Source organism: Paenibacillus gorillae, from assembly GCF_000513275.1.
GTDB classification, from domain to species: domain Bacteria; phylum Bacillota; class Bacilli; order Paenibacillales; family Paenibacillaceae; genus Pristimantibacillus; species Pristimantibacillus gorillae.
In genome coordinates this window covers 48,900-64,320 of the sequence record NZ_CBVJ010000145.1, presented here as the reverse complement: position 1 = coordinate 64,320, position 15,421 = coordinate 48,900, and the positions used below count along the sequence as shown (strand labels likewise).

General features: G+C 52.7%; 15 protein-coding genes. 1 reads left to right on the top strand and 14 read right to left on the bottom strand.

The window, feature by feature from the left end; genetic code table 11:
* The 14 genes from TY10_RS27790 to yabN form a co-directional block, all read right to left on the bottom strand.
* A partial coding sequence (locus TY10_RS27790; RefSeq protein WP_042171294.1) for an ATP-dependent metallopeptidase FtsH/Yme1/Tma family protein occupies positions 1-892 on the bottom strand: 892 nt, incomplete at its 3' end.
* 109 nt (positions 893-1,001) lie between these two features.
* The gene (hpt, locus tag TY10_RS27785; RefSeq protein ID WP_042171291.1) at positions 1,002-1,541 is read right to left on the bottom strand and encodes a hypoxanthine phosphoribosyltransferase; all 540 of its coding nucleotides are present in this window, start codon (positions 1,539-1,541) and stop codon (positions 1,002-1,004) included.
* A gap of 50 nt (positions 1,542-1,591) precedes the next feature.
* The gene (gene tilS, locus TY10_RS27780) at positions 1,592-3,016 is read right to left on the bottom strand and encodes a tRNA lysidine(34) synthetase TilS (protein ID WP_042171289.1); all 1,425 of its coding nucleotides are present in this window, start codon (positions 3,014-3,016) and stop codon (positions 1,592-1,594) included.
* Positions 3,017-3,045: 29 nt separating this feature from the next.
* Positions 3,046-4,005: a protein kinase domain-containing protein gene (locus TY10_RS27775; protein WP_052350814.1), complete on the bottom strand. Its 960-nt coding sequence runs from the start codon at positions 4,003-4,005 to the stop codon at positions 3,046-3,048.
* On the bottom strand, positions 3,989-4,714 hold the full coding sequence (locus TY10_RS27770; protein WP_042171284.1) for a vWA domain-containing protein: 726 nt from the start codon (positions 4,712-4,714) through the stop codon (positions 3,989-3,991). Before TY10_RS27770 ends, TY10_RS27775 begins: the two co-directional genes overlap by 17 nt.
* Positions 4,715-4,967: 253 nt before the next feature.
* Positions 4,968-7,466: a stage II sporulation protein E gene (gene spoIIE / locus TY10_RS27765; RefSeq protein WP_042171282.1), complete on the bottom strand. Its 2,499-nt coding sequence runs from the start codon at positions 7,464-7,466 to the stop codon at positions 4,968-4,970.
* A gap of 409 nt (positions 7,467-7,875) precedes the next feature.
* Positions 7,876-8,376, bottom strand: a complete 501-nt coding sequence (locus tag TY10_RS27760; RefSeq protein ID WP_042171280.1) for a S1 domain-containing RNA-binding protein — start codon at positions 8,374-8,376, stop codon at positions 7,876-7,878.
* A 123-nt stretch (positions 8,377-8,499) separates the two neighbouring features.
* Positions 8,500-8,814, bottom strand: coding sequence for an FtsB family cell division protein (locus TY10_RS27755; protein WP_042171276.1), 315 nt, complete (start codon positions 8,812-8,814; stop codon positions 8,500-8,502).
* Positions 8,815-8,858: 44 nt separating this feature from the next.
* On the bottom strand, positions 8,859-9,470 hold the full coding sequence (yabQ, locus tag TY10_RS27750; RefSeq protein ID WP_042171275.1) for a spore cortex biosynthesis protein YabQ: 612 nt from the start codon (positions 9,468-9,470) through the stop codon (positions 8,859-8,861).
* The gene (gene yabP / locus TY10_RS27745) at positions 9,467-9,751 is read right to left on the bottom strand and encodes a sporulation protein YabP (protein WP_042171273.1); all 285 of its coding nucleotides are present in this window, start codon (positions 9,749-9,751) and stop codon (positions 9,467-9,469) included. The genes yabQ and yabP overlap by 4 nt, the downstream gene beginning before the upstream one ends.
* A 104-nt stretch (positions 9,752-9,855) precedes the next feature.
* Positions 9,856-10,440: a histidine phosphatase family protein gene (locus TY10_RS27740; protein ID WP_042171311.1), complete on the bottom strand. Its 585-nt coding sequence runs from the start codon at positions 10,438-10,440 to the stop codon at positions 9,856-9,858.
* 120 nt (positions 10,441-10,560) lie between these two features.
* Positions 10,561-10,839 carry an RNA-binding S4 domain-containing protein gene (locus TY10_RS27735; protein WP_042171271.1) on the bottom strand — a complete coding sequence of 93 codons (279 nt, stop codon included), beginning with the start codon at positions 10,837-10,839 and terminating at the stop codon, positions 10,561-10,563.
* Positions 10,840-10,842: 3 nt separating this feature from the next.
* A complete protein-coding gene (locus TY10_RS27730; protein WP_042171268.1) occupies positions 10,843-11,115 on the bottom strand; it encodes an HU family DNA-binding protein in 273 nt (90 codons plus the stop codon).
* Positions 11,116-11,325: 210 nt separating this feature from the next.
* A complete protein-coding gene (yabN, locus tag TY10_RS27725) occupies positions 11,326-12,801 on the bottom strand; it encodes a bifunctional methyltransferase/pyrophosphohydrolase YabN (RefSeq protein ID WP_042171266.1) in 1,476 nt (491 codons plus the stop codon).
* 133 nt (positions 12,802-12,934) lie between these two features.
* Between yabN and TY10_RS29295 the strand changes: the two genes are divergently transcribed.
* Positions 12,935-14,398 (top strand): glycerate kinase, encoded by a 1,464-nt coding sequence (locus TY10_RS29295; RefSeq protein WP_052350813.1) that lies wholly within the window; start codon positions 12,935-12,937, stop codon positions 14,396-14,398.
* Positions 14,399-15,421 lie beyond the last annotated feature (1,023 nt).

Sequence of the window (15,421 nt, the reverse complement as noted above, 5' to 3'; positions counted from 1 at the left end):
CCATCTCAACGAGCAATTGGTTGAGCGTTTGCTCGCGTTCGTCATGTCCGCCGCCGAGTCCGGCGCCGCGCTGACGGCCAACTGCGTCAATCTCATCGATAAAGATGATACAAGGTGCATTTTTCTTCGCATTCTCAAACAAATCACGGACGCGGGATGCGCCTACGCCGACGAACATCTCAACGAAGTCCGAACCCGAGATGCTGAAGAATGGTACCCCAGCTTCGCCTGCAACTGCACGGGCGAGCAATGTTTTACCAGTACCTGGAGGGCCTACAAGCAAGACGCCTTTCGGTATGCGTGCACCAACCAGATTAAACTTGCGAGGGTCTTTCAAGAAATCGACGACTTCGACAAGCTCTTGCTTCTCTTCGTCGGCACCTGCGACATCCTCGAACGTAATCCGCTTCTTCTCCTCGTTGTACAGCCGCGCCCGGCTTTTGCCAAAGTTCATCACTTTGCCGCCGCCGCCTTGCGCCTGATTCATAAGGAAGAAGAATAATACGAAAATGATGACGAATGGAATAATGGAGGTCAGGAGCGTAAGCCATACGCTTGGCGTATCCATTTTCCTGTAATCCAATTCGAACCTATTCTGCCCCTGTGCGTCAATGATCTCTTTCCCAGCATCCAGGCCGATTCTTGTCGTGAACGAAAGCTCTTCGCTTTTCGCGCCGACAGGCGGTTTTTTATATTTACCAGCTACAAAATAAGTATACCCCTCATACTTGACGGTGAGCTTCTCGATGTTGTTCTCGCTGATGGCGGTACGAAGCTCATCGTATCGTATTCCAACGGTAGTGTCATTCTGCTTACTGATAAACTGGATAATCCCGACAGTTACCAAAAAGATGATCAAATAAAATCCAGTATTACGGATGATCCGATTCATCCCCTACCTCCTCTCAAGACGCTTCTAATATTTTACCATAGCATGACTTTCCATCTCAATAGAGCTTGATCCTTAGGAAAGCTTGCCCCTGAAACGCTTATTAGAACTGCTATTTCTGGTATACTTCCGGCTTGAGTATGCCGATAAAAGGCAGATTCCGGTATTGCTCCGCATAATCGAGGCCATATCCGACGACAAATTCGTCAGGCAGAGAGAAGCCGGTGTAGTCCGCTTCCAGATCAACCGCACGTCTAGCCGGTTTGTCAAACAGCGTAGCGACAGTAACCGATTTGGCATTGCGGCGTTCGAGCACGTCGATCAAATAGCTGAGCGTCAGCCCGCTATCGATAATATCCTCAACGATCAGAACGTCCCGTCCTTCGACCGAAGCGTCAAGATCCTTAATGATTTTCACGACGCCCGACGATTTCGTGGATTGTCCGTAGCTGGACACGGCCATGAAATCAATCTCAAGCGGAATAGACATTTTCTTCACCAGGTCGGACATAAAAACGAATGCGCCTTTGAGGACGCAAATAACGAGCGGATTCCGCCCGCCAAAATCCCGGCTCAATGTCTCGCCAAGCTCTTTGACCTTGGCCTGAATCTGCCCTTCGTCGTACAACACCTCTTGAATATCGTTAAGCAAAATAAATATCCCCCTACACTTCCTTATATTTATGAGTATAACAGCGTTTCTTATTCGTTTTCCAATCGGATGAACAGGAACTCCGTCGTCGCCTCGTCAACCAGCGCATGACCGGACCTTCGAATACCCGGAATCCAGAGCAGCCTGCCCTCCGCATCAAATAGAAGCGGATACCTCTCCCTTACGGATGGAGCAATCTTTTCGTCAACGAACATATCTTGCACTTTTTTGGAGCCGTTTAATCCTAATACGGAAATTCGGTCTCCAGGACGCCTATTGCGCACCACCAACGGAAAAACAACCTTCTCCGCATCGAAGCAGGCTTCGTTTCGACCCTTGGCTTTCACCTGACCGTTATGCAGAGCAACAAGCGTCAGCCCGCCTTCCGACACTTGCCAGCTTTCGGCGGAACGGTCAAGCTCGTACTCGTAATCGCTGTTTTCCGCTGATCCAGAAGCAAAGCTTACGGAGCGGATCCAGCGCAAAACCTCGTACTCGCGCATGCATCGTATTCCGGCTCCGGCATCGAAGCGCCAGGTGCTCGGAGCATCGGTTCGGGCGGCGAGCCGCATCGCTTCGATGTGCTCGAACGCGGCCGAAACCGTATTATTAGAAAGATAATTTAATATTAGTTTAATCAATCTCCTTTGTAAAGCGACGGGGAGACTGGTCAAATCACTGCTGCGAACCTTGCATTCGCCGGGGGAGGACGCTACAAGTTCTGCAAACCGCTCTTCCGCCTGCTGTTCCATCCAATCATCCTCAGCTCCTGCTACATCAGCAAGCTTCCGGAGCGATTGGGACAACTGCGGATTAAACTGTGTTAAATACGGAAGGACATCAAGCCGAATGACATTCCGGAAATAGTATCGCTCATTATTGCTGCTATCCAAGCAATAAGGCACCTCATGCTCGGAGCAGTATTGCATAAGGTCTGACTTGTTCATACGAAGCAGAGGGCGAATGAGTTGCACGTTTTTTTCGCGGCGCTTTATTGCCATCCCTGACAGACCTGTCAGACCCGTCCCGCGCAACAGCCGCATCATGACCGTCTCCGCTTGATCATCGCCATGATGGGCTAGTGCAATAGTCGCGGCCCCGCGCCGTTCTGCCGTTTCCAACAGATAAGCATAACGCTTCTCCCGTGAAGCGGCCGAAGGATTCATTCCCGTCTCTTCTATATATGCGGGCATATCAAGCTCCGTCATCTCGAAGGCAAGCCCTAATTGTGCCGCATACTGCTCCACCATCTTCGCTTCCGCTGCCGACTCCGCCTTGCGAAACCCATGGTTCACATGAGCGACAGTAACCGTCAGATCCTGCTCGGCCGCCAACCGGCTAAGCAGATGGAGCAGCGCCATTGAGTCGGGTCCTCCCGAGACTGCGGCGATCAGAGCGTCTCCCTTCGCCCATAGCCCTTCTTGCTCCGCTGTGCTGCGCACTTGCTGCAGCAGCCGATCTTCTCCGCTTCCCATTCTGTTATGTATCTCTCCTTTAAAAAAGGTTACAAACCGCCTCTCAGCAGCCAATAGACGGAGACGCCCAGAAGCACCGCCGAGACGGCAGCGAGTCCCTTCAGCCAGCCCGGCGTATCAGAGCGCCGTCTTAATTGGCGCCGGTGCATCAACAGCCGCCAAGCCTCCGCACCCTCGGCAGCATCCCAGAAATCTCCGGTCAATGCCCGATGCAGCCATTCTGATACAGGCTTCAGCGTTTCGTTTTCCTTGGAAAGCTGCAGCAGTTCCTCAATTGACCGGTTCTGCGGCAAGCCTGTTGTTAACTGCTGCAGCCGCTTCGGTTCAAGCAGCTGCAGGCAAAGAACGCCAAACGAGAACAGGTCATATTTCGCATCTGCCGAACGCGATCCCGCATTCCAGTAGCCCCGGTCGTAAATTTCAGTAAATTGCCTTATGCCTCTGCCCGCTGCAGTTGCCCCGCCGTAATCGACCAATTCGACGTAGCCGTAATCGGCCACCAGCACATTCTCCACTTTCAAATCGCCGAACACCCAGCCCTTGGAGTGGAGTGCAGCCAGCTTATTTAATAAATTCAGCCCTACAAGCGGAAACCATTCCTTGCCGTTCTGCGATAAATACTCCGAGAGCGTCACACCTCTGACATATCTCATTATATAGAAAGAATATTCGCGGCCGTCCGGACCGTAAAGATCATCAACGTCGATCAGAAACGGTTCGCCGTTTGCACCGCCTGGCAATGTGTCCTGCCTGCTCCGGCCACCAGGCTTCTCCTGCTTCGCCAGCGCCTGGAGCACATTGATCTCGGATTGAAGGTCTACCGCATCCGCGCCGACTTTCATGGCATACCAGCTGCGGTCCCGCTGAACCAAATAAACTTTGCCGTTCGCCCCTTCTCCCAGCAGGCGCTCGACCTGGTAACGGTTCCGCTTCCACTTGCCCGTCACCGCCATCCCGCGACGGAGGTTGATCTTAAACGACGTAGTCACTCATCATCCCATCCGTTTCATCTCTGCTCTTCCTACCATAATCCCCGCGTCTGTAAAAATCAATAACATGCATAATCGCCGGCCCTGTCGGCGTCGTTCCATTCATCTGCAGCTTCGGAAATAAGGATGAAACCCCGGACAAGTTATCTGTCCAATCCAAATCCATCATACAATCGTCTCCGTACTTCGAGCTTGGAAAATGAAACACAGCAATCTCGCTTCCGCCCTGTCTGGCCTGCAGGCTCAGCATCAAATCATGGATCGCTTCCTCTACCGCCCGCAGCTTCGGCTTCATGCTTGCACTTGCATCGATCAGCAGCGCCACCTGCAGCTTCGTCGTCTCGCCAAGCTCATCGATCACTCGCACCACTTCGCTCCGCTTATCCGGCGGCAGCGCTTCGATCGAGCCGTTGCCCAGCACGTTCTTCAGCTCTTTCTGCACGGCCAGCTGAATAGACTGCATCGCTGTTTTACGCGTAATCATCTGTACCGTCTGCGAGAGCTGTCTCGTATTGACCAGGCGGCTCAGGCCTCCGCCGGCTCTAGCAATCTCTTCAATCTCCGCTGCGCCCAGCTCTCCCACATCTCCATAATCGAGAACGCCTACGATATTTACGGCAATGCCTTCCGCTTTGGCATGCGCCGCCGCTACCACCGGACTAACGCCGACATTGGAACAGCCATCGGTAATTAACAAAATTTGTTTCATTTTCGTTCATCCTCCTAACGATCGTTTCTATCAGTTTTGCCTTTTGTTTAGGAGGATAAACGAATAGATTTGTAAAAATTATGTACAGCCTGTAAGGAGAACGGTATTTCTTCGCTCTCTCTTATTTTCGGATTCTATGGAACCTTCTATAATACATGACTGCTAAGAGGACAAAAAAAAGCTCTTCCGGCATCCCGAGCGCCCCTCGCACCCAACATGCCGAAAGAGTTGTATCTTTTTTCAGGTTATCCGTTTAACTTACTGTGCGCGGCCGCTCCAGACGAGTCAGGCCCGGCCAGCGGAACGACGCCCATTCAGGCAGATGCTTATCTACCCGGGCGACCAGCACGGTCATATCGTCCGCAATATCGCCCTCATGATGCCGGACGACGGTCTCCAGCAGTGCATCCGCCATCTCCTGCGGATCACTTGTCTTCAGCTCCGTGATCATCCGCTTCATCCACATCTCTTTGTTGACCGCATGACCTGGCGCATCATAGATGCCGTCGCTCATCATGATGAGCGCATCGCCAGGCTGCAGTTGCATCGAGATCGTATCGACATCGATTTCCTGCAGAATGCCGATTGGCAAATTATTGGCCGTTACCAGAATAACCTCGTTCCCCCGTTTGATAAAGCTTGGCGTAGAACCAATCTTCATGAACATCGTCTTTGCTGTATACAAATCAATGATAGCCAAATCAACAGTTGCGAACACCTCGTCAGAGGAACGAAGCAGCAGAATGGAATTGACGGATTTGACCGCCAGCTGCTCGTCCATTCCAGATTGTAAAAGCTGTTGTAGTATGGAGAGAGCTGCGCTGCTTTCCTCACGGGCCCTCTCTCCGTTGCCCATGCCGTCGCTTATCGCTACCGCGAATTTGCCGTTGCCCAGCTCCAGCATACTGAAGCTGTCGCCTGACAGCAAATCGCCTCCTTTCGCCGCGCCGGCAATGCCCGTCTCAATCTCATACTCCTTGGCTGAACCGAAGATGACGAGCGTTGGCTCACCGCTTTTACCAGAAGCACGCTCCGACTTGACTGCTACGTGCTCACCCAATATATCAGTGAGCAGCGGCGCGATGATTTTGCGGCACTCGTCATAGCCTTGAGAGAAATGATGATAGAGCTCAATCTCGATATTTCCCTCCTCCAAATTGATCACTTCAATCTCCTGAATGGAAAGTCCCAGTCCCTCCAATGCTTCCCGGATCTGCTCCTCCTGCAAGTGAAGCGTTTGACCCTCCCGCTTAATCTCGCCGGCCAAGTCCTCCATGACTTTAGACACACCCGACAACTGCTCCGCTACAAGTTGACGGGAATCGAATATTTGCTTTTTCCAATGCATATTATTTTTATAAAGCTCGTACTGCTGCTCCATCACTCCAATGACTTGAGCCGGCTTAACGCAGTGACTGGTCCACTGACGGGGCATCGACTTGGCAGAAGGCGTCCTTCCTTCCTCCACACTCGTAATCATATCCGTCATCATCTGATGAGTATGGTAAAACTTCGTCTCCCAGCACGAATTCTGGCGATGGCAGTTAAGACAGCTTCGCTCCGCTACAGCATTCATGAAATGGCCAAGCTCCTCCTCCCGCTTTAACGCGGAAGAAGCACCGCTGAACTGCCCAAAGCTACGGGAAAGCTGGCGGAACACCTCAGAATATTGCGACACACGCTCCGCTGTCACTTCCCGCACCCGTTTCGCATAGTCATGCTGGGACTTCGCATGCTCGTTCGTACCCGGCACATAGCGGGCAATCGTCCGAATCATCACCTTCGGCGTCAGCATGAGCAGAATGGCGGCGGCAGCTGATTCCCAAGTGGAGGACATGACGTCAGATTGGCTGCCTACATAAATGGCCAGAATTGAGGTTCCAAGCAGCATCCCGAAGGCGACCGCCATCTTCCCGCCATCCCGCAGCAGGCCGGCAAGCAGACCTGCGAAGGCGAGAAGGCTCATCTGCACAATAGCCGTCAGATCGGCCAAACTCAGAATCAATCCGGCGACGACGCCAACCGAAGCTCCGAGAGGTGCACCGCCCGCCAAAGCGAACAGCAGCAGCATATAGCGAGACATCACATGCTCGACAGACATGCCGTAGACGACCCAGCCTACCGCTCCCGTCATGACCGAGGCAAGCATTATCATCAGGCATATAATTTCTTCATTTTTCAGCGTGGCCGTCTTCTTCGACATCGTAAGCACCGGAATAGCCTGAATGAACACTAGCGTCAGAACGAAACCAAGCCCCGCTTCTACGACGACCATCATAAAGTTGTACCAGCTTAGAGAATCACCGATAAATACGGAAAATAGCTGAACGATTAGCATGGCGGCGAATACAAGCAGCGGCGCTGACGACAACTCTGCTTTTTCATAAGCTTCCAGTCCTTTGAATAAAAGAAACAGTACGGCAATTTCCATTGCAATCCACATCGGAGAAGGAACGGCCGCAAACCAGCTTCCGGCAATTAGCGAGACCGCTACCCATGCATGCACGTCTCTGCGCATAAAGTAAATGACAGCGAAATAAGCGGCGGCAAACGGCATCAGCGACTCCAGAATAACAGCCCGTCCAAGCAAGAAACCGACAAGCACCAGCAGGAACGTCCACTTCTTGGCCAGCAGCAATTGTACGAACCGAAGCGAAGATGCCCATTCCCCGCCCCTGCGCAGCCACGCTCGTCCCCAACCCGCCTTCTTGCTCTCTCCACCCGGAAATACTACTACGTTCTCCTTGTACACTTCCCGACACCACCATTCCGACTTTATTGTGTTTCTCATTATAGGAGGTTGTCCGTATGAAGTTTGTCAGTTTAACGTAGCCTGTTCAAAAGTTTTTTCCGACAAAATGGTCTACCTGCGCATTGCTTGTCGCCAGCGTGGAAACGCTTGCCCCGCGCGGAGTTGAACGGCGATCACTGACTGTTTGCACCTGGCCCGCTTCAACAAAAACCGTCGATGGCACCTCTTTTTCGTTGACGAATGATGACTTCACGCTGTCGGTAATAGCGAAGTTCCTCAGAAAATTTTCCCATATTTTCTAGACTTGAGACTCTTATTCTGCCAAAATCGTACGGCAATGCCTCTGAAGACAGTAAAAAAGCAGAACCACTTGGGTTCTGCTTTCCATAGGATTGTATAAAAAACCGATCTATACCCGTTTGGCTCCGCGTCCGCCGCGTTTGCCTTCGGTGTTTTTCTTCAAGGAAGAGATGCGCTCTTCGCTATCTTTCAAGAAGCGCGACATTTTATCTTCGAATGACGGTTTTCCGTAAGACGGTCTGCCAGAAGATGGCTTATTGAAGGGACGTCCGCCTCGATCTTGCCCGCCGCCGCCGCCTCCGCGGTTGAAACGTTCTCCGCCGCCTCCACCACTTGGACGCGGTTCGCGTTGCGGCGGTTGTTGGCCCTCCGGCCGGTCAACTGCCTGTTTAATGGAAAGTCCGATTTTACCGTCTTTATCGACGTTGATCACTTTAACTTTGACGATGTCATCAATTTTCAGGTGATCCTTCACGTCTTTGACGTAATTATCGGCAATCTCCGAGATGTGAACGAGCCCTGTGACACCTCCCGACAAATCGACGAATGCCCCGAAATGCGTAATGCCTGTCACTTTGCCCTCTAACTTGGCGCCCACTTCAATTGCCATAAAATAAAATGTTCCTCCCTAAGATATTTGCTAATTAGCCTCACACCGTGATTATAACCGAACGGTTGAAGGCAGGTCAACAGACGTTCACCCGTTTACAGCGTCTATTTCGATACAGCCGCTCTACTTGACGACTTGAATCTGCCGTTCGCCGTCCTTAACCATCCCTTGATCCTTTGTTGCGAGTTGTTCAATATATTCAGGATCGTTCAGCCTTTCGATCTGCTGCTGAAGCCCTTTGGTCTGCACAGTCGTTTCTTCCAATTGCTTCTGGGCCGCGGAAAGCTTCGTCTCCATCACCTTCTGCTCGTTCCATTGCCCTATGAAAGTATAAGCTGCCCAGCACATAAATAGAACACAGGCCATCCCCCAGATCCGAATACGGCGTCTGGAACCGGCGCTGATTATCGTCTTGCCCGTCGCTGCGGCTGCTGCCATTTGCTTACACCCTCCTTCAGGTCGGTCCGAAAAGCTTGAGGCCATCACTCCCGCTTGAACCATCTTTTCCATACATTCGTTAATCGTACCCTAAATTCCTTCCATCTCGAAGGAATTTGCCAGCTTTCGACGATCGGCCCCAGCCAGCGTCCCAGCAGACGAGTAAGCGGGCGAGTCATCCAGCGAAGCAAAAGCCAAAATGGACGAAGTAATTGTAACACAATTTTGAAGACGAAAATAGTGATCGCAGTCCCAATTCCAACAATTACCTTGACTAACTTGTACAGTAGAATAATAGGCTTCACAATGAGCAAATCCAAGCATCTGAGCACGAAGCGGATAAGCTTACGGAATGCCTCAATCACCCATTTGACGATGGCAATGACAGCTTTGCTGAAGAGCCAATAGTAGCTCAGAACGCCGACAAGCAAGCCAACAAACACATACGCCCGCACCTCGCCGTAGTTGCTGGCGTACAAGACACGGAAGATAATAAGAGCCGCGGCCAGCCAATACACCATGTCGAGCACGGGAAGCCACCACTTCGGAAAGCGAAGCTCGTTCGATACGACTCTGTAGCCGTCGAACACCGCCCCCATGCCGATGCCGGAGAGCAGCATCATCGCCATGGTGAACCATTGCATGCTCAGCGTCACTTAAATAACTTCCCGAAAAGCCCTTTGGATTTCGAAGTGCCGGTTCCGTCCAAATAGGCGAGTGAATGGACGTAGCCTTCGATAGCTACAAGACCCTGTTCCAGGTTGAGATGCTTAATATGCAGATTCTGCCCTTTAATCGTCAGGAAACCAAGCTCCGTATCCAGCAAAAATTCCTCACTGTCGAAGCTTTCTACGTTCAATACGCCGGTTAGTTCAAGCAGCTTGCGGTTCAGCATCTTTACTTCCTGACGCTTCTGCCCTTTGACTTGATCATTCATTCGACTTGTCCCTCCATCCGCTTCGAAAGCTTCGAAACATCGCTTGAGACTAGCCTATGAACAAGGGACAACCATTAGAACTATTTTTGCTGGTATAGCCTCGTCTAGTCCAAGTGTCTGGAGCAATTGAACAGCTCGCAAGCCCAGCCTGCTTCGTCCCCGTCATTCCTGCAGATTGTCGTTATGGATGTATTGACGAGCGACTCGCCGGTATAGGCTTCTGGAATCCACGTCTCCATCGCCCGGCCGATCAGAGCGCCGTGACTGACGACAAGCACGTTTTGCCCCGGGTGGCGTTCTGTGATTTCATCCAGCACCGCAGTTGCCCTCTCCAGCAGCGATTCTCTTGTCTCCCGGTCCAGCTCCAGCTCTCGCCAATTGGCGCCCCACTTCACGACTCGTTCTGCCTCCGTCGTCCCTTCGGTTTGTCCGCCGTTCGCTTCACGCAGTCTTTCGTCGAGCCTCACTTCGCCCAGCTGCAGCCTCCTCGCTACAGCCTCCGCCGTTGCGCGCGCCCGCATCAAGTCGCTGGAGTAGATCACATCCCACTTCTCGCCGCTGAGCCGCTCAGCCAGACGTTCCGCCTGCTGCACACCCTCTGCATCAAGAGGTATGTCTGACTGCCCTTGCGCCCGTCCTTCTTTATTCCACGCCGTGCTTCCGTGCCGAATCCAGCCCATTCTAGTCAATGCCATTCCAATTCCCTCCTTATGCCCCTCTTCATTATTCTTCGCTAGATGCTCAACCATGCCCTCTAAAAAGCAAAAAAGCTGTCCGGCAAGCCTAAGCTTGCGGAACAGCCCTTCCAGCTACCAGCCGAGATCGTTCTCGCGCGGGCGCTGCTCTTCTCTCACTAGCGTGTAAAGCTCACCGGCTTCATCCTTACGGGTCGTATCCGCTATCCGTTCTACACGAACGGTTACGTTCTTCTGACCGTACTGAATTGTGAGCTCGTCCCCGACCTTAACGGTGCTGCTCGCTTTCGCTTCGCGGCCGTTGATCCAGACGCGCCCTTGCTCGGACACATCCTTTGCGACAGTACGACGCTTGATCAACCGGGACACTTTGAGAAATTTATCCAATCTCATGAACTACTTAATAGCGTCCTTGAGTTTGTTGCCTGCTTTGAATGCAGGAACTTTGGATTCTGGAATCGTGATTTCTTTACCCGTTTGCGGGTTGCGGCCCACGCGGCCGGAACGTTTGCGAGTTTCGAAAGTACCGAAGCCGATCAGTTGTACTTTATCTCCACCGGCAAGAGCGTCAGTTACTTCGCCCAGGAAACCGTTAAGAACGGCTTCTACGTCACGTTTAGTTAAACCGCTTTTTGTTGCAATGTTGTTGATCAGGTCTGTTTTGTTCATTATTAAAATCCTCCTAATTTGAAATTGCCCTCAGTTCAGTATCGGCGGTCGGCATAGGCTAGGCCGTCTATTATCTGAGTGGTAATTTTTACTGTTAAATCCTTTATACGAAGAATACATATTCTGCTCGGCTGCAAGAAATCCTGCTGTTATTAAAAATTTTTTACCGAATCGTAGCGGAAAACTTCGATTGTTGACGAATAGCGGCTGCTATTGTCGCTTCGCCTCTTCCCACCAGCGATCCATTTCTGTTAGATCAGTCTGGTCAAAACTTTTACCGTTTATACGAAGCTGCTCCTCAATATACGAGAATCGTTTCTTGAACTTCGCATTCGTGCGGGAAAGTGCCTCCTCCGGGTCGGCCTTGATGAAACGTGAAGCATTCACCACGGCAAAAAGCAGATCGCCAAGCTCTCCTGCCTGCTCCTCCGCATCGCCTGTGCCAACCGCTTCGCGCAGCTCCGCCAGCTCTTCTTCGACTTTGCTAAGCACCGGACCAAGCTCGTCCCAGTCAAACCCGACCTTCGCCGCCTTCTTCTGCAGCGCGTAGGCTTTCATAAGCGCGGGCAAATCCGCAGGTATGCCGTCAAGCTGAGACTTGCGGCTCTGATCCGAGCCGTTGCGCTTCTTCTCCTCCGCCTTCATCTGCTCCCAGTTGCCTAGCGCCTCATCAGCATCATTGGCATCCCGGTCACCGAATACATGCGGGTGGCGGAAAATAAGCTTTTCGTTCAATGACTCTATAACGTCATAGACGGAGAACGCTCCATTCTCCTCCTCCATCTGGCTGTGCAGCATCACTTGCAGAACGACGTCGCCAAACTCCTCGCGCATACCGTCAGGATCGTCGTTATCAATAGCTTCGAGCGCTTCGTAAAGCTCCTCGATGAAGTTTTTGCGGATCGATTGATGCGTTTGCTCGCGATCCCAAGGACAGCCCTCCGGACTGCGAAGAATCGCAACAATCTCATGCAGCCGGTCGAAGGAGCGGTTGAGCACGGCAGCTTGCTCCGTGCGCGGCACCCAGATCAGCGACAGATTGCCGAAGCCTTCGGTCCGGTCCAATTCATAGAGTGGAACCTTGACGATTGTTTCTTCCCCCGCCACACCCAGCGCGTGACCCACCACGACTTCGAAATCGTCAGGGTAACGCTCCATCAGTGCGAGCTTCACATCGGAGGCGGTGAAAGCATCATAAACCTGGCCAATGAGCGTATGAACGCGCGGCTGAAGCTGAGAAGCTTGCAGCTCGGCTGCATCAAGCAAGGCGAAGCCTTCGATCGGATCGAAGCCCAGCCGGACAAAAGCTTGATCCAGAAAGCTCTCGCCGCCGAGGATCTCAAGCGTTATGCCAGCTTGCAGACAACGCTCGCGGAGCAGCTGAACTGTACGTTCAGCCACCATCGGATGGCCGGGAACGGCGTATAGCACCGATTCGCCAGTGCTTGCTTCGTCGATCAGCTGTTGAGCAATCGCTTCATACACCTCTGGGAACGTAGCATGCTGTTCATACACACCGTCGAAGGAAGTGAATGCAAGATTCTCCTCCCGCAGCAGTGCCATTACCGGATGATGCTCTGTGCGTACATACAGACGCTCAGCAGACTGCAGCCGGCGCCATACGCCTAATGTCAATTGATCGGAATCGCCGGAACCGAGGCCGACGACTGTAATCGAATGTGTCAATGTCATACTCCTCCTTGCCTGATGGCAAAATTACGCTACAGGTAGTATACCATTGCTTGCGGCCCAACTCTAAATTTGGAATACTGAGAATACCATAATGCAAACAAAATTGCGAGAAAAGGCGGTGTTCCGGATGAAAATAATAGCTGCACCCGACTCCTTCAAAGGCAGCCTGTCCGCCGTCGAAGCTGCGGCCGCCATCGCCCGCGGCGTGCGGCGCGCCTTGCCGCAGGCTGACGTCATAGAAGTGCCCGTCGCCGACGGCGGCGAAGGCACGCTTAGCTGCCTGCTAGCGGCTACCGGCGGGCAGCGGGTGGAGGCCGAGGTGACCGGCCCCATGGGCAAGCCCGTGCACGCCACTTACGGACTGCTGGGAAGGGCGGAGTATGAGAGCCAGGATGAAAGCAGAAAACAGGACTCGGGTGAGGACGCACATAGAAACCCAGACACGGGCGAGAACTACGGTGGGAGCTTAGTTGCTTACGGGGAAGGTGACTTGGGTGAGAATGCAAACAGAAGCCTAGGAGCAGTCGGGAACCATAATGGAAGTTTAGCTTCTTGCGGGGAAGATGATTTGGGTGAGGATGCACAGGCACGTCTAGGTGAGGGCTGGGGCGTGGACGACGAGCAGCCTGTAGCAGCGGAAATGACTGGGCATGTTGCAAATCGCAGTGGCATTGCCGTAGTTGAGATGGCTGAAGCGTCCGGCTTGATGCTCGTTCCCCTTCATGACCGTAATCCGTTGCTCGCATCCACTTACGGCACAGGGCAACTGCTTCGCCATGCACTAGATGCAGGATGCCGTCAATTCGTATTGGCGCTTGGCGGCAGCGCGACGAATGACGGCGGCGCAGGCATGCTGCAAGCACTGGGCATGAAGCTGTTGGGCCATGAGGGTAAACCCATCGCCGAGGGAATCGGGGGCGGCTCATTAATCGATATCGCTGCCATCGATGACAGCGAATTCGATTCGCGAATTGCTGAATCCCGCTTCATTATCGCAACTGACGTTGGCAGTCCGTTTGTCGGTCCAAACGGCGCATCGCAAGTATTCGGCCCGCAAAAAGGAGCCGATCCGGCCATGGTTCAACAACTCGAGGAGGGCATGACCGCCTGGGCCGATCTGATCGCCGGGAAAACCGGCGTCAGCTTGCACGAGCTTCCCGGCGCGGGAGCGGCCGGCGGTCTAGGCGGCGCCTTCCTCGCCTTCTTCCCCGCAGCAGTACGACGCGGCATCGACGTCATCATGGACTATACGGGCCTTCGCCGCCAGTTGGATGGTGCTGCGCTTGTATTGGTCGGCGAAGGCCGGATGGACGGCCAGACCGCCGCTGGAAAAGCGCCTATGGGGGTGGCGCTGGAAGCGAAGCGGCTCGGCATCCCGGCCATCGCTCTGGCGGGATCGGTCGGCTCAGGCATCGAGCCGCTGTACGATGCAGGTATTGTGAGCGCCCATAGTATCGTCAATGGTCCCATGTCGCTGGAGGAGGCCATGTCGCGCACGGCCGAGCTGCTGGAGCAGGCGGCAGAGCAAGTCGTGCGGACTTTTGCTGCTAACCGGCCATCCTCATCTAGCCTCCCTACTCAAACTAACTAAAACGCGCAACTTCCTAAACCGATAATTGAACCATTACGCTCAACGTGATGCCCATCAGCCGCTATCTAAACCAAATAAGGCCTGGCAGCAGCGCCAAACCCAAAAAAAACAGACCCATTACGCTCAACATGATGCCCCACGACCGCTCTCTAAACCAAAAAAGGCCTCACAGCAGCACCAAACCCAAAGAAACAGACCTATTACGCTCAACATGATGCACCACGACCGCTCTCTAAACTAAATAGGGCCAGGCAGCAGCACCAAACCAAAAAAAGCGAATCTCCTTCGCAAAATAACGAAGGGAAGTTCGCTCAAGACCACGTGAGGCACCAGCACATTCAGTTATAACGAACCTTTCTTCGCTACTCGAGAACCTAGGTTCATGAGTTGCGAAGAAAGGTTCGCTATTTCGTTCTACATCCCCTCAGCTAGGCTGATTAGCGAAAATTGGTTCGTTCTTTTGCGAACCTGCTTCACTAATCAGTACGAACCGAGCACAAGTGCCCATACGTCAGGGAAACAGAAAAAAAGGCCCTATATTTAACAAATCGGCTTCTCCATTTGCTTGTAACAGACCTATTACGCTCAACATGATGCCCCAAGACCGCTCTCTAAACTAAATAGGGCCAGACAGCAGCGCCAAACCCAAAAAAGCGAACCTCCTTCGCAAAATAACGAAGGGAAGTTCGCTCAAGACCACGTGAGGCACCAGCACATTCAGTTATAACGAACCTTTCTTCGCTACTCGAGAACCTAGGTTCATGTTTTGCGAAAAATGATTCGTTATCTCGTTCTACATCCCCTCAGCGAGGCTATTAGCGAAAATTGGTTCGTTCTTTTGCGAACCTGCTTCGCTAATCAACTCCAACCGAGGACAAGTGCCTACCCTTCAGGGAAATAGCGCACCCGCTTCGCTAATGAACCCTAACTCCACACAAAGGTAACATAAGGTTACGCAGTAGGTTAGCGAGAGTTGACCCAACCGAGCGGCGGATCACACGCAAGGAAAAGCCTTTGCCTGGC

Excerpts from the sequence above, each read along its gene's own strand:
- TY10_RS27730 (WP_042171268.1), bottom strand. The coding sequence starts at position 11,115 with ATGAACAAAACAGACCTGATCAACAACATTGCAACAAAAAGCGGTTTA.
- TY10_RS27735 (WP_042171271.1), bottom strand. The coding sequence starts at position 10,839 with ATGAGATTGGATAAATTTCTCAAAGTGTCCCGGTTGATCAAGCGTCGT.
- TY10_RS27755 (WP_042171276.1), bottom strand. The coding sequence starts at position 8,814 with ATGGCAGCAGCCGCAGCGACGGGCAAGACGATAATCAGCGCCGGTTCC.
- TY10_RS29295 (WP_052350813.1), top strand. The coding sequence starts at position 12,935 with ATGAAAATAATAGCTGCACCCGACTCCTTCAAAGGCAGCCTGTCCGCC.
- TY10_RS27770 (WP_042171284.1), bottom strand. The coding sequence starts at position 4,714 with ATGAAACAAATTTTGTTAATTACCGATGGCTGTTCCAATGTCGGCGTT.
- yabP (WP_042171273.1), bottom strand. The coding sequence starts at position 9,751 with ATGAATGATCAAGTCAAAGGGCAGAAGCGTCAGGAAGTAAAGATGCTG.
- TY10_RS27760 (WP_042171280.1), bottom strand. The coding sequence starts at position 8,376 with ATGGCAATTGAAGTGGGCGCCAAGTTAGAGGGCAAAGTGACAGGCATT.
- tilS (WP_042171289.1), bottom strand. The coding sequence starts at position 3,016 with ATGGGAAGCGGAGAAGATCGGCTGCTGCAGCAAGTGCGCAGCACAGCG.